The 12,974-nt window shown below is 70.6% G+C and carries 12 protein-coding genes; 6 read left to right on the forward strand and 6 right to left on the reverse strand.

All coding sequences use genetic code 11. The features are described from left to right. Positions 1-52: 52 nt before the first annotated feature. Positions 53-691: a TetR family transcriptional regulator C-terminal domain-containing protein gene (locus AXZ95_RS13550; RefSeq protein ID WP_018192269.1), complete on the forward strand. Its 639-nt coding sequence runs from the start codon at positions 53-55 to the stop codon at positions 689-691. Between the two features lie 4 nt (positions 692-695). Here AXZ95_RS13550 and AXZ95_RS13555 read toward each other — a convergent pair whose 3' ends face one another. The 6 genes from AXZ95_RS13555 to AXZ95_RS13580 all read right to left on the reverse strand — a co-directional run bounded on the left by AXZ95_RS13555 (position 696) and on the right by AXZ95_RS13580 (position 6,869). Next, a complete protein-coding gene (locus tag AXZ95_RS13555) occupies positions 696-1,748 on the reverse strand; it encodes an alpha/beta fold hydrolase (RefSeq protein ID WP_018192268.1) in 1,053 nt (350 codons plus the stop codon). Beyond that, entirely contained in the window at positions 1,745-2,635 is an 891-nt protein-coding gene (locus tag AXZ95_RS13560; protein WP_231374487.1) for an alpha/beta fold hydrolase, read from the reverse strand. The genes AXZ95_RS13555 and AXZ95_RS13560 overlap by 4 nt, the downstream gene beginning before the upstream one ends. Then, positions 2,632-3,390: a 3-hydroxybutyrate dehydrogenase gene (locus AXZ95_RS13565; protein WP_018192266.1), complete on the reverse strand. Its 759-nt coding sequence runs from the start codon at positions 3,388-3,390 to the stop codon at positions 2,632-2,634. Before AXZ95_RS13565 ends, AXZ95_RS13560 begins: the two co-directional genes overlap by 4 nt. 120 nt (positions 3,391-3,510) lie before the next feature. Continuing rightward, positions 3,511-4,491, reverse strand: coding sequence for a Gfo/Idh/MocA family oxidoreductase (locus AXZ95_RS13570; RefSeq protein WP_018192265.1), 981 nt, complete (start codon positions 4,489-4,491; stop codon positions 3,511-3,513). A gap of 319 nt (positions 4,492-4,810) precedes the next feature. Next, complete coding sequence (locus AXZ95_RS13575) at positions 4,811-5,878, reverse strand: oligopeptide/dipeptide ABC transporter ATP-binding protein (protein ID WP_018192264.1); 1,068 nt, start codon at positions 5,876-5,878, stop codon at positions 4,811-4,813. Beyond that, on the reverse strand, positions 5,862-6,869 hold the full coding sequence (locus AXZ95_RS13580) for an ABC transporter ATP-binding protein (protein ID WP_018192263.1): 1,008 nt from the start codon (positions 6,867-6,869) through the stop codon (positions 5,862-5,864). Before AXZ95_RS13580 ends, AXZ95_RS13575 begins: the two co-directional genes overlap by 17 nt. Before the next feature lie 165 nt (positions 6,870-7,034). Here AXZ95_RS13580 and AXZ95_RS13585 point away from each other — a divergent pair, with 165 nt between their 5' ends. The 5 genes from AXZ95_RS13585 to AXZ95_RS13605 are packed head-to-tail and all read left to right on the forward strand — an operon-like array spanning position 7,035 to position 12,923. Further along, complete coding sequence (locus AXZ95_RS13585; RefSeq protein ID WP_018192262.1) at positions 7,035-8,243, forward strand: membrane dipeptidase; 1,209 nt, start codon at positions 7,035-7,037, stop codon at positions 8,241-8,243. Next, entirely contained in the window at positions 8,243-9,859 is a 1,617-nt protein-coding gene (locus tag AXZ95_RS13590; RefSeq protein ID WP_018192261.1) for an ABC transporter substrate-binding protein, read from the forward strand. Before AXZ95_RS13585 ends, AXZ95_RS13590 begins: the two co-directional genes overlap by 1 nt. Positions 9,860-9,880: 21 nt before the next feature. Further along, positions 9,881-10,843, forward strand: coding sequence for an ABC transporter permease (locus AXZ95_RS13595; protein ID WP_018192260.1), 963 nt, complete (start codon positions 9,881-9,883; stop codon positions 10,841-10,843). After that, on the forward strand, positions 10,840-11,736 hold the full coding sequence (locus AXZ95_RS13600) for an ABC transporter permease (protein WP_018192259.1): 897 nt from the start codon (positions 10,840-10,842) through the stop codon (positions 11,734-11,736). Before AXZ95_RS13595 ends, AXZ95_RS13600 begins: the two co-directional genes overlap by 4 nt. A gap of 14 nt (positions 11,737-11,750) precedes the next feature. Further along, positions 11,751-12,923, forward strand: coding sequence for a Xaa-Pro peptidase family protein (locus tag AXZ95_RS13605; protein WP_018192258.1), 1,173 nt, complete (start codon positions 11,751-11,753; stop codon positions 12,921-12,923). Positions 12,924-12,974 lie beyond the last annotated feature (51 nt).

Below are 12,974 nucleotides of genomic sequence, written 5' to 3' on the forward strand. Positions count from 1 at the left end.
TGTTGATCGAATGATCAATATCTGAGGCGAACGTACCTATACTGGGCGGACCATGTCAAGAGCACCCCGCCGCCCGCCCGCGGAACGTCGTGCCGAACTCTCGGCCGCCGCCCGCGACCTCGCGCTCACGGACGGGCTCACCGCGGTGACCATGCGCGGTGTCGCCGGTCGCGCCGGGGTCGCTCCCGCCCTGGTCGCGCACTACCACCCGGTGATGGATGAGCTGGTCGCCTCCGCCTTCACCGCGGTCGTCGCCGCCGAATTGGATGAGGTGCGTGCCCTCCTCGATCGGGAAGTCGACCCGACGGCGCGCCTCGCCGCGCTGCTGCGGACGCTGCTCGACGGCACCCGCGACGATGTCACGCTCGTCTGGGTTGAGGCCTGGGCGCTCGGCCGGCGGAACGAGGCGCTCGCCGCCGCCGTGCGCGACCAGATGGACGCCTGGCAGGCGCTCATCCTCGACGTCGTCGAGCGCGGTGTCGCAGCCGGGGTCTTCCGTGCCGACGACCCGGCGCAGGCCGCGTGGCAGCTGCTCGGCATGATCGACGGCCTCAACGCGCAGGCCCTGGTCCGCTGGGGCGCGGGCGGCGACCGCGGGCCCGTCCTCGCCCACGCGGTCGAGGGGCTCCTCGGACTCCGCCGTGGCACGCTCGACGCCGCGTCGGCCCCCGGTACCGCCGTCGAGCCGTGAGATCTCAGCCGATCCAGGCGAGCAGCTCGGCGCGGAACTCGTCCGGCTTCTCGATGTGCGCGGAGTGCCCGCAGTCCTCGAACACGACCTCGCGCGTGGTGCCTCCGGCCGCGGCGTAGCGGTCGAGCACGGCCCGCGTCTGGACCAGCATCGGCTGGGGTGGAGCGACCTGGTCGCCGGGCCACCCCGGGATGATGCCTGCGGCGCCCAGCTGGTTGAGGTCGAAGAAGGAGGCGTCGCCGACGATCGCGTCGACCGCGCCGTGGATCCACAGGATGGGCGGCTTGGCCGGCGCATCCACGATGCCCGAGGTGTCGAAGTACGTCGGAGCCAGGGTGTTGAGGATGCCGCGCGTGCCCGGCGCGAATCCCGGCCAGTGCTCCGACGCGCTCGCATCGCCGGGGTAGTTGTCGGGGCCGGTCGCCGTGGAGAGCATCGACTCCACCCAGAGGTCCTCGTACTCGGAGACGAACCCGGGTGCGACGTAGGAGGAGCGGTACACGGCGCGCGGCGACGTCGGCGATTCCTCGCCGGTGTCCCCGGCCGCCAAGCGCGCCACGAAGTCCGGGTTGGCGCCGCCGCCTCCCGTGCCCGACGCGTCCGGGTTGAGCAGGCTGCCGTCGGCGGCCGTCCCGCCGAAACCGTACGGCGAGACGGGGGAGACCAGGGTGAGGCTCGCGACGAGGTCCGGCCGATCGAGCAGCAGCTGCATGACCACGCCGCCGCCGAGGCTCCAGCCGACCACGTGCACCGCGCCGAGATCGAGCTCGTCCGCCACCGCCGCGACATCGTCGGAGAAGTCGCGGACGCCGCGGGTCGCATCCACCGGGAGGGTCTCGCTGTCGCCGAACCCGCGGAGGTCGACCGCGAGCGCGCGCACGCCCTCCGGCAGCGACAGCATGAGCGGCTGCCAGAACAGCGACGACGAGACGTTGCCGTGCACGAACAACACGGTACGGAGCGGGTCGCCCGCGGCCGGGCGCTCCAGCACGTTGGCGGTGTATCGGGAGGTGCGGACAGCGCGGGCGTCGATGCCGGGCAGCAGCGTTCCACTCATCGGGGTGTCTCCTTCGGGTCGAGGACGGGGAGGACCTGCCGCAGGCCGGCATCGGTCATGAGGATCGTGTAGTGGTTCACGTCGTCGGCCTCGTGGATGCGCATCCCGGGCAGGCGCTCCCGCCACTCGGCGATGACGGCGGGGTCGTAGAGGGGCGGTCCGTCGAGGAGGCCGCGCGGTGCGCGCACGAAGTCGATCGGGAGGCGAAGGGCGGCCAGGGCCTCGGCGTACCCGGCCGACCCGTCGAGCTCGAGCGCGTTCACGGACACGGCGTCGGGGTCGGCGCTCGACCGCAGCTCCGGCGCGTCGCCGACGAGGTCGTACGCGACGTAGTCGGCGATCGCGGCGTTCCACCACGGACCGATCGCGGGATGCCGCCGCCAGAACGCCTCGTACGCCTCCGGCGACGCGAACCGCATCCGCAGACGCTCGAGCGCCGGGCCGAGGATCACGGCCGGGAGGTCCTCGGGTGGAACGCCCTCGGGTGCGGGGACGGGCAGGCCGCTGTCGATCAGCACCAACCGCTCGACCCGGCCCGGGTGGCGTTCGGCGAAGCGGACCGCGACGAAGCCGCCCATGGAATGACCGGCGGCCACCACCCGGTCGACCGCGAGCGCATCCAGCGCCCTGGCCAGATCGTCGGCGTGCTGCGTGAGCCCGAACGGGGCCGGGAGCCCGGAGCTGCGGCCGCGCCCGCGCAGGTCCGGCGCGATCAACCGGTGGTGCGGCAGCGCGTCGGCGGCGAGCAGCCAGGCGCGGTGACTGGCCGTGATGCCGTGGATGGCGAGGATCGGCATCCCCTCGGCGTCCGGATGCCAGACACCGCCGGCGAGGTCGCCGCCGTCGACCGGGACCGCGAACGGCGTGTACTCCGTCGCGGTCGTCACCGGGCGCTCCACCCGCCGTCCATCGTGTAGCTCGCACCGGTGACCATGCCCGCGTCGTCACCGGCGAGCCAGAGCGCCAGACTCGCCACCTCGGTCGGCTCCACCAGGCGTTTGATCGACGCCTCGGTCAGCATCACCTTCTCGACCACCTCGTCCTCCGGGATGCCGTGCAGCCGCGCCTGGTCGGCGATCTGCTTCTCGACGAGCGGGGTGCGGACGTAGCCGGGATTGATGCAGTTGGAGGTGACGCCGTGCGCTCCACCCTCGAGCGCGGTCGTCTTCGAGAGCCCCTCCAGGGCGTGCTTGGCGGTGACGTACGCCGACTTGAACTCGGACGCCCGCAGGCCGTGGACGCTGGAGATGTTGACGATCCGGCCGAAGCCGCGTTCGTACATCCCGGGCAGCGCCGCGCGGATGAGGAGGAACGGAGCCTCCACCATGATCCGCAGCATCAGGGCGAACGTCTCCGGCTCGAACTCGGGGATCGGGCGGACGTGCTGGATGCCGGCGTTGTTCACGAGGATGTCGACGTCCGCTGACGCGTCGGCAGCCGCGTCGGCCAGCTCGCCGGTCTTCGACAGGTCCACCTCCCAGGCGTCGCCGCCGAGCCGCGCCGCGACCTCGCGCGCCGCGTCGCCGTTCAGGTCGGCGATCGTCACCCGTGCGCCCGCGGCCGCGAACGCCTCGGCGCAGGCGAGCCCGATGCCGCTGGCGCCGCCGGTGACCAGCGCGCGCCTCCCCGTGAGATCGGTCATCGATGACGCTCCTTCCCGCCGGGCCAGCGGCCCGTGGGCCGCGGATCGCCGTGCGCTCCACGCGCACTCTAACGCCGGGCGACGGGAACGGGGAAGAGCGGTGGGCGGCCGGGTCGCGCCTCAGCCGTAGACGAGGCCGATGCGCTCCCGGATGGTGTCGAGCGTGCCCATGATGGCGACCGACTGCGAGAGAGGCAGGCGAACATCCTCTCCGCCGCCTGCCGCGATCAGCCGCTCGATCGCGCGCGCCTGGTACTGCATCCCGCGCCCGTCGATGCGCGACTCGTACGTCTCGATGACGTGGCCCTTCGGGTCGACGACCCGGAAGGAGGTCGGCGCGTAGAAGGTCGCGGCGAGCTCGACCCGCGCGTCCGTCCCGATGACGGTGGCGCTGTTGTCGCCCGCGGCGTCCAGCTCGGTGGTGAGCGCCGCCTGAGCGCCGCTCTCGTAGCCGAGCAGGATGGAGGTCTGGCGGTCGACGCCGGTCGCGGTCGGTGTCGACAGGGCGAGCACCTGGTTCGGTGCGCCCAGCACATCCCACGCGAACGACACCGGGTAGATGCCGAGATCGAGCAGCGCGCCGCCGCCGAGCGCCGGGTTCAGCATCCGGGCGGCCGGGTCGGGGTTCGTGAGCTGGACGTGGTGGGCGACGACCGAGCGCAGCTCGCCGAGGGTGCCGTCGCTGATGATCTCCTGCAGGCGCTCCATGTGGGGCAGCCACCGCGTCCACATCGCCTCGAGCGCGACCAGTCCGCCCGCGCGGGCGGCATCGGCGATCTGCTGCGCCTCGGCCTCGTTCATCGTGAACGGCTTCTCGACGAGGACGTGCTTCCCGGCCGCGAGCGCGAGCAGGGCGTTGGGGGCGTGCTGCGGATGCGGCGTCGCGACGTAGACGATGTCGACATCCGGATCGGCGACGAGCTCCTCATAGCTGCCGTGCGACCGGGGCACGGCGTGCGCGGCGGCGAACTGCGCGGCCGCCTCCGGGGTGCGGGAGCCGACCGCGGCGACGGTGTGGCCGTCGAGCTGCAGGTCGCGCGTCATGGCGGCCGCGATGCCGCCCGTTCCGAGGATGCCCCACGCGGGGGAGGAGGTCGTCATGCGGTCATCGTACCGACGGCGGGCGGCTGGACGTTCGGCGGTCGGTCGTCCGGAACGGAGGTGAATCGGGCCGCCGGCGTCGAAACGTCCTCCGTTTCCGGTGATTCATCGGCGCGGCGGAGGGAACCTCCTCCCTTTCCGAGCAGCCGAGCGGGTGGGCGGAAAGGGAGGAGAAACGACGCGGCGCGCCGTGACGGAGGCGGAATCGGAGGAGTCTCTGGCCGCGGCGGGCGTGGGATCCTCCGTTTTGCGCGGGTTGGTGAGGGGCACGGGACGGACGCGGGAGGCGGGGACGGAGGCGGTGCGCCCGCGACCGCCGTCAGGCGACCGGGAGGCCGACGGCCTCCTCGGCGTGGTGGCAGGCCACCTCGCGCAGCGGAATGCCGGGTCCGTCGAGCGGGCGGAGCGGCGGGATTACCGTGCGGCACTCGTCGGTCACCATCCAGCAGCGCGGGTTGAAGCGGCAGCCCGACGGCGGGTCCACCGGCGACGGCGGCTCCCCGGCGAGGATGCGCCGCTGCGCCAGGCGGCCCCGGCCCTCGCGGGTGGCGGTCGGCGTCGCCGACAGCAGCGCCTGGGTGTAGGGATGCGACGGGCTCTCGTAGAGCACGTCGGTGTCGCCGAGCTCTGCGATCCGGCCCAGGTACATGACGGCCACGCGGTCGGCGATGTGCCGGACCACGGAGAGATCGTGAGCGATGAACACGATCGACACCCCGAGGCGGCGACGGATGTCGCCCAGCAGGTTGATCACCTGCGCCTGCACCGACACGTCGAGCGCGGAGACCGGTTCGTCGCAGACCAGGACGTCCGGGTCGAGCGCCAGAGCGCGGGCGATGCCGATTCGCTGTCGCTGCCCGCCGGAGAACTGGTGCGGGAAGCGCGTGAGCATGTCCTCGCCGAGTCCGACCAGCTCCAGCAGCTCGACGGCCCGTGCGCGCCGAGCGGAGCGGTTCATCGCGTGGGCCGCGGCGATCGGCTCGGTGACGATGTCGAGCACCGTCATGCGCGGGTCGAGGGAGGCGTACGGGTCCTGGAAGATCATCTGCACCCCCTCGCGGAGGTGCTTGCGGTCGCGCCGGCGGCCGCGGCCCACGTCGGTGCCGCGGTACGCGAGCGTGCCCTCATCGGGACGTTCGAGGCCGACGAGCATGCGCGCGAGAGTCGACTTGCCACATCCCGACTCCCCGACGATGCCGAGAATTTCGCCGGCGTGCAGGTCGAGCGAGATGCCGTCGACCGCCGACACGGTCGCCGATCGCAACGCGGAGCCGGTCGCGAAACGGCGGACGAGGCCGTGCGCGCTGAGGACGACCTCGGTTTCCGGGGCTGTCGGGTCGCCGGCGCGGGAGTCGACGACGGTGCGGGGGTCAGGGGACGAGTTCACCGATGAGCTCCTCGGATCGGATGCAGGCCGCCCGCCGACCGGGGGCGACCTCTTCGAGCGGGGGACGGATGCTGCGGCAGGCCTCAACGGCCAGGTGGCAGCGGGGATGGAACGAGCAGCCGGACGGGACGCGCGACGGACTCGGGGGCGACCCGGGGATGGTGAGCAGATCCGACCCGCGCTGCGCCGCCTGCGGAACCGACCGCAGGAGAGCCTCCGTGTACGGGTGGGCCGGGCGGGCGAACACCGTGTCGGCGTCCCCGGACTCCACGATCCGCCCGGCGTACATGACGGCCACCCGGTCGGCGACCTCCATGACCACGCCCAGGTCGTGTGTGATCAGGAGCACGCCCATCCCGAGCCGGTCGCGCAGCGAGCCCAGCAGGTCGAGGATCTGCGCCTGCACGGTGACGTCGAGCGCGGTCGTCGGCTCGTCCGCGATGAGGAGTTCCGGCTCCAGGGCGATGGCCATGGCGATCAGGATGCGCTGACGCATGCCACCGGAGAACTGGTGCGGGTAGTCGTCGACCCGGCGCTCCGGGGCGGGGATGCCGACGAGCGCGAGCAGTTCCGCGGCCCGGGCGCGCGCCTCCTTCCGGCCGGCGCCGCGGTGCACGCGGAAGAGCTCGCCGATCTGGTCGCCGATGGTCATCACCGGGTTGAGTGCCGAGAGGGCGTCCTGCAGGACGAGCGAGATGCGCTCGCCGCGGAGCCGCCTGCGCGCCTCCTCGCTCACCGACAGCAGGTCGACGTCGCCCAGGCGCAGCACGTCGGCCGTGACCCGGGTGTTCTCCTCGCCCAGGCCCATGATGGCCCGCGCGGTGACGGACTTGCCCGAGCCGGACTCGCCCAGGAGCGCCACGAACTCGCCCCGGCCGACGCGGAGGTCGACCTCGCGAACCGCGGGGATGTCCGGGCCGCCGCCGGTGAAGGCCACGGAGAGATTGCGTACCTGCAGCACGTCGGTGCTGTGCGCGTTCGATGTGTCCACGTCGACATCCTCGCATGTGAGTCGTTTCCGGAATGTTTCAATCAGGAAACATCCGTGCCGAATTTTCAAATCAATGTTGACACAGCCGCCGGATATCCGCGAGATTGGCTGCTGTTGCGCCTGATTGCGCAGCGGCCTCAACCTCACCAGGACGAAGGAGACAGCGTGCTCGACCCCGCCCCGCGCTACACGGGCTACACCGCATACGACTACCTGGAGGCCGGCAAGGACTACCGCGAGTTCCGCTACGCCAAGCAGATCAACCGGGTGCCCGAGTACGCCGGCCTCGACCTCAGCGACGACCAGGCGGAGCGCACGACGCGCCTCCTCTCCGAGTCGACGGTCATCTCCCTGCACGACCACGTGCAGGTCTTCCCCGAAGACATGACCCAGCTCCGCGACCACATCCGCCAGGGCCGCGAACCAACCGGCTACCAGGGCCTCTCGCGTTCCGGGATCACAGCGGTCTTCGACAACGGGATGGACGGCACCTGCTGCATCTCGAGCGACGCCGGCTGGAAGTACCAGGACGTGCTCTTCGACCTCGGCGTCCGCATGGCCGACCTGGCCCACCAGGACTTCGTCATCAAGGGCGAGACGATCAAGGACATCGAGTACGCCGCCGAGACCGGGCGCATCGCCCACATCTTCGCCCTCGAGGCGGCGACCCCGATCGAGAACGAGGTCGACCGGCTCGACGTGCTGTACGGCTTCGGCGTGCGCCAGATGGGCATCGCGTACTCGGAGGCGAACTACCTGGGCTCCGGGCTGAAGGAGCGCGGCGACGGCGGGCTGACGTACTTCGGCGAACGCGCCGTCGAGCGGATGAACAAGCTGGGCATCGCGATCGACGTCTCGCACTCGGGCGACCGGACGGCGGTGGATGCGATCAAGGCCTCCACCAAGCCGGTCTTCATCACCCACGCGGGAGCCCGCGGCCTGTGGCCGACGAACCGCATGAAGACGGACGAGACGATCATCGAGTGCGCCAAGCGCGGCGGTGTCATCGGCATCGAGGCCGCACCGCACACGACGCTGTCGCCCCAGCACCCGCGTCACTCGCTGGAATCGGTCATGGACCACTTCCAGTACTGCGTCGACCTGGTCGGCCTGGAGCACGTCAGCTTCGGACCGGACACCCTCTTCGGCGACCACGTCGGACTGCACGACGCGTTCGCGTCCAACCTGTCCCTCGGGCAGGCGCACGGGAAGGTCGACTACGAGAAGGTCGAGTACGTCGACGGCCTCGAGAACCCGGCCGAGGAGTTCTACAACATCATCGGCTGGCTGGTGAAGCACGACTACTCCGACGACGAGATCCGCGCCGTCGTGGGTGGAAACACTCTTCGGGTCCTGAAGGAGGTGTGGGTCTGATGCGCCCACGGAAGATCGCGGTCGCGGCGGCCACTCTCGCCGTCGCGGCCCTGGCGCTCAGCGCGTGCGCGCCGAGCGCACCGCCCGCGGCGAGCTCCGCCACGGCCGGCTCGGCGACGCTCACGATCGCCACGACGACCGATGTCGTCAACTACAACCCGCTCGTCGGCAACAGCCGCAGCGACTACTGGATCACCAACCTGATGTATCCGCACCTGCTGGAGATCGCGAACGACGGTTCGAAGAAGCCGCAGCTCGCCACCAAGTGGGGTTACGTGAACGACACCACCGGGTACTACGAGATCCGCGACGACATGAAGTGGAGCGACGGCCAGCCGCTCACCGCGGAGGACGTCGCGTGGACGATGAACGCGGTGAAGAAGGACAAGCCCTCCGGCACCTTCTACGGCCAGCTCGCCAACCTCGACACGGCGAAGGCGGTGTCGAAGACGCGGGTCGAGTTCACCCTGACCAAGCCGGATTCGTCGATCGTCGACGAGATCGGCTTCTGGGGCAACATCGTCCCGAAGCACGTGTTCGAGAAGGCCGACTCGGTCGCCACGTTCCCGAACGACGGCAAGGACGGCGGCTGGGTCAGCGCCGGACCGTACAAGCTGTCGGCGGTGCAGGTGGGGCAGAGCTACACGCTCGACCGCGTCGACGACTACCCGCTGGTCGAGGGCGGCACGCCGCTCTCCGCCAAGGTCGTGTACCGGGTCTTCCCGGACGTCAACACGGAGATCCTCGCGCTGCAGAGCGGTGAAGTGGATGCGATCGCCAACGCGCTGCCCCCGGCGCAGGTCGCGAAGCTGAAGTCGACGAGCGGCATCACGGTCACCGAGGCGGTCGGGCTGGGCTACGCCCACATGACCTACAACATGAAGAACCCGGTTCTCGCGAAGCTCGAGGTGCGTCAGGCGCTCGCCCACGCGGTCGACTACGACGCGATCCGCAAGGTCGTGCTGCAGGGTCAGGCCGTGTCGACCGGGTCGAGCCCGCTGATGCCGGTGCTGAAGGACTACTACGACAAGTCCATCAAGGAGTACTCGTTCGACACGGACGAGGCGCGGTCGCTGATGGAGGAGGCGGGATACACGGCCGGCTCCGACGGGATGTTCCCGGTCAAGTTCCGGCTGATCTACTCGCTCCAGGACAGCGTCACCTCGCAGTGGGCGACCCTCGTCAAGGACAGCGCGGCGAAGGCGGGCATCCCGATCGAGCTCCAGGGCACCGAGCGGAACACCTACCTCGCGATGACCAACAAGGGCGACTTCGACATCTACGCCGGCAACTTCGCCATCATGGACGACCCGGTGACGAACATGACGCTCGCCTACCTCCCCGGAGGCGCCATCAACTACAGCTACGTCGACGACGCGAAGCTCAACGACCTGATCGCCCAGGGCGCCGCGACCACCGACAAGAAGGAGAAGGTGAAGCTGATGCGGGAGGCCGCGAAGATCGTGCGGGACAACGTGTACGACAACATCATGTACACGCAGAACCTGTACTTCGCGTCCAGCTCGAAGTGGACCGGGTTCGTCTCGAAGCCCAGCGAGCTGCTGTCCATCGTCAACCCGATCTCGGTCGCCAGCGCGCACCCGACCGGCAAGTAACCGAAAGCGAGGCCGACCCGCGTGTCCCGGTTCCTGTTCCTGCTCCCGAGGCTCGGGAGGGGTGTGCTCACGATCTGGTTCGCCGTGACCGTGACGTTCCTCCTGCTGCGCCTGCTGCCCGGAGACCCGGCGCTGGCGGTCGCCAGCCCGAACATGACCGAGGACACGCGGGCGGCCCTGCTCCAGCAGTACGGGCTCGATCAGCCGCTGATCGTGCAGTACGGCATCTATCTGTGGCAGCTCGTCCAGGGAAACCTGGGGGTCTCGTTCACGCAGTCGATTCCTGTGCTCGACGTGCTGATGCAGCGACTCCCGTGGACACTGCTGCTCACCGGCACCGCTCTGGTGCTCACGGTGGCCGTCGGCATCCCGCTCGGGGTGCTGGCGGCCTCCCACCGCGGCCGCTTCCTCGACAAGGTCGTGCAGATCGTCGGCGTCACCGGCCAGTCCATCTTCGTCCCGAGCATCGGCGTGCTGCTGCTGTTCGTGTTCGGGCTGATGCTGCACTGGCTGCCGATCGGCGGAGCGTACGACCAGGACGCCTACGGCATGGCCTGGTACGGCTCGGTGGCCAGCCATCTCATCCTGCCGGCGGTGTCGCTCATGCTGGTGCAGCTCGGCTCGTACGTGCTCACCATGCGCTCGACGTTGATCGACGCGCTGGGGGAGGACTACACGACCCTGGCCCGGGCCAACGGCCTCCCGTACCGCCGTGTGCTGTGGAAGCACGCCCTGCGGAACGCGCTGCTCCCGACCACGACGCTGATCGGGCTTCAGCTGGGCTTCCTCGTCGGCGGCGCCGTCCTCACCGAGACCGTGTTCGCCTACCCGGGCATCGGCCGCGGGATCTACGAGGCGGTCACGCAGCTCGACTTCCCGGTGCTGCAGGGCGCGTTCCTGATGCTCGCCATCACGGTCGTGGTGGCGAACATGATCACCGACACCGTCTACGGATTCCTCGACCCGAGAGTGAAGAAGGCATGACCCAGGCAGCAGTCACCGAGGCCGCGGTCGGCATCGAGCCGGTCGCCCTGGAGAACGGCCGCGCGGCCGCGCAGACCTGGCGGGCGTTCCGCCGGGAGCCGCTCGGGATGCTGGCGCTCGCCGTCCTCATCCTGCTCACCATCGTCGCGATCGCGGCCCCGCTGATCGCGCCCTATCCGCCGAGCTACGGCGACCCCGTCCTCGCGCCGCCGAGCGGCGCCCATTGGTTCGGCACCGACAGCCTCGGCCGGGATGTGTTCGGCGAGGTGGTCTGGGGGTCGCAGCAGAGCATCCTGGTCGCGGTGGCGGCCTCCGCCATCGCCATCGTCGTCGGGACCATCGTCGCCGTCGCCGGCGCGTACTTCCGCCGGCTCGACGGCTTCATCAGCGTCGTCGTCGACCTGACCCTGTCGCTCCCGGTGCTGCCGCTGATGATCCTCATCGCCGCGCTGGTCGGACCGAGCACCACCACGATCATCCTCGTCGTCGCCGCCTTCTCCTGGCCGGAGGTCACGCGTCTGGTGCGGTCGCAGGCGCTGACCGTCGTGCGCCTCCCGTACGTCGACGCCGCCCGGCTGATGACCTCCTCCCCGCTGTGGATCATCGTGCGGCACGTGGTCCCGGCGGTCACTCCCGTGATCGTCGTCTCGGTCGTCGTCACCGCCTCGCGCGCCGTGCTCTCCGCCGCCGGCCTGGCCTTCCTCGGGCTGGGCGATCCGAATGTCTGGTCGTGGGGGCGCATCCTCTACGAGGCGCAGCAGTCGGGCGCGATGTCGAGCGCCTGGTGGCTGACCCTGTTCCCGTCCATCGCGATCCTGCTGCTCGTGCTCTCGGCGACACTGCTGTCCATCGCCTACAACGACGCGCGCAACCCCAAGTCGCGTCGCCGCTGATCCGAAGGAGACCCGTGTTCCGCACCCGGCTGACCGCCGACGCGCTCGACCGCATCCAGAACCGCGTCCGCTCCCGGCTCGCCACCGAGGGGCTCGACGCCCTGCTGACCGACGCGCCGGAGGACGTCGCCTACCTGACCGGCTTCTTCCATCATCCGAGCGAACGGCCGGTGGCGGTGTGGATGGATGCGGACGGCCGAACGGTCCTCCTCGTCCCCGAGCTCGAGCGGGAGAACGCGGAACGCCAGTCCGCCCGGGCAGAGCTGGTGTCCTATCCCGAGTTCCCCGGGGTCCTCCCGCCGTTCCGCGCGCTCGCAGACCGGGTGGGGCGGGCCGGCCGCGTGGGGTTCTCGACCGGGATGACGTGGGAGCGGCAGGCGGCTGCATTCGCGGAACTCGAGGCAGGCGAGGCCGTTGCGACGCCGCTGGTCACCGTGGCGCGCTACGTGAAGCTGCCCGAGGAGGTCGCCCTGCACGCCGAGGCGGCGCGCATCACCGACCTGATGCTCGAATCCGGCGTCGCCCTGATCCGCGAGCGCGTGTCGGCCGGCGGCGAGCTGCCGAGCGAGGCGGAGCTCGCCTCGCACGTCGGCGGCGTCGGCGTCTCGACGATGTACGCCGAGCACGACGATGTCGTCGTCGTGTCGCCGCTCGCGGGCGGTCTCGTTTACGCGGGCGCGAACTCCGCCTACCCGCACGGGCTGCCGTCCGGGTACCGACTGCGGCCCGGCGACACCTTCATGCTCTCGCTCGGCTGCGCCGTCGGCGGCCGCTTCGTCGAGGGGGAGCGCACCTTCGTGCTCGGCACGCCGACCGCCGACCAGCGGCGCTACCACGACGCCGTCCGGCTCGCGCAGGCCACAGGCGCCTCCGCCATCCGGCCCGGCCGCGAGTGCCGCCAGGCGAACGCCGACTGCCTCGACGTCATCCGGGAGGCGGGCCTCGGCGAGTACCTCCGCCATCGGCAGGGGCACGGCATCGGGCTCGGGATGCACGAGCCGCCGTGGCTGGAGGACGGCGACCCGACTCTGCTCGAAGCGGGGATGATCGTCTCCAACGAGCCGGGCGTCTACATTCCCGGGCATGCCGGTTACCGCATCTCCGACTCCATGCTGGTCACGGAGGACGGCGCGAAGCCGCTGACCGCGTGCCCCCGCGACCTGGAACACTGCACCATCGACCTCTGAACCACCGAACTCCGAACCACCGCACCACAGCACCGCCATCGAAAGGAACAC

Source organism: Leifsonia sp. 115AMFTsu3.1 (genome assembly GCF_004362795.1).
Lineage (GTDB): Bacteria > Actinomycetota > Actinomycetes > Actinomycetales > Microbacteriaceae > Leifsonia.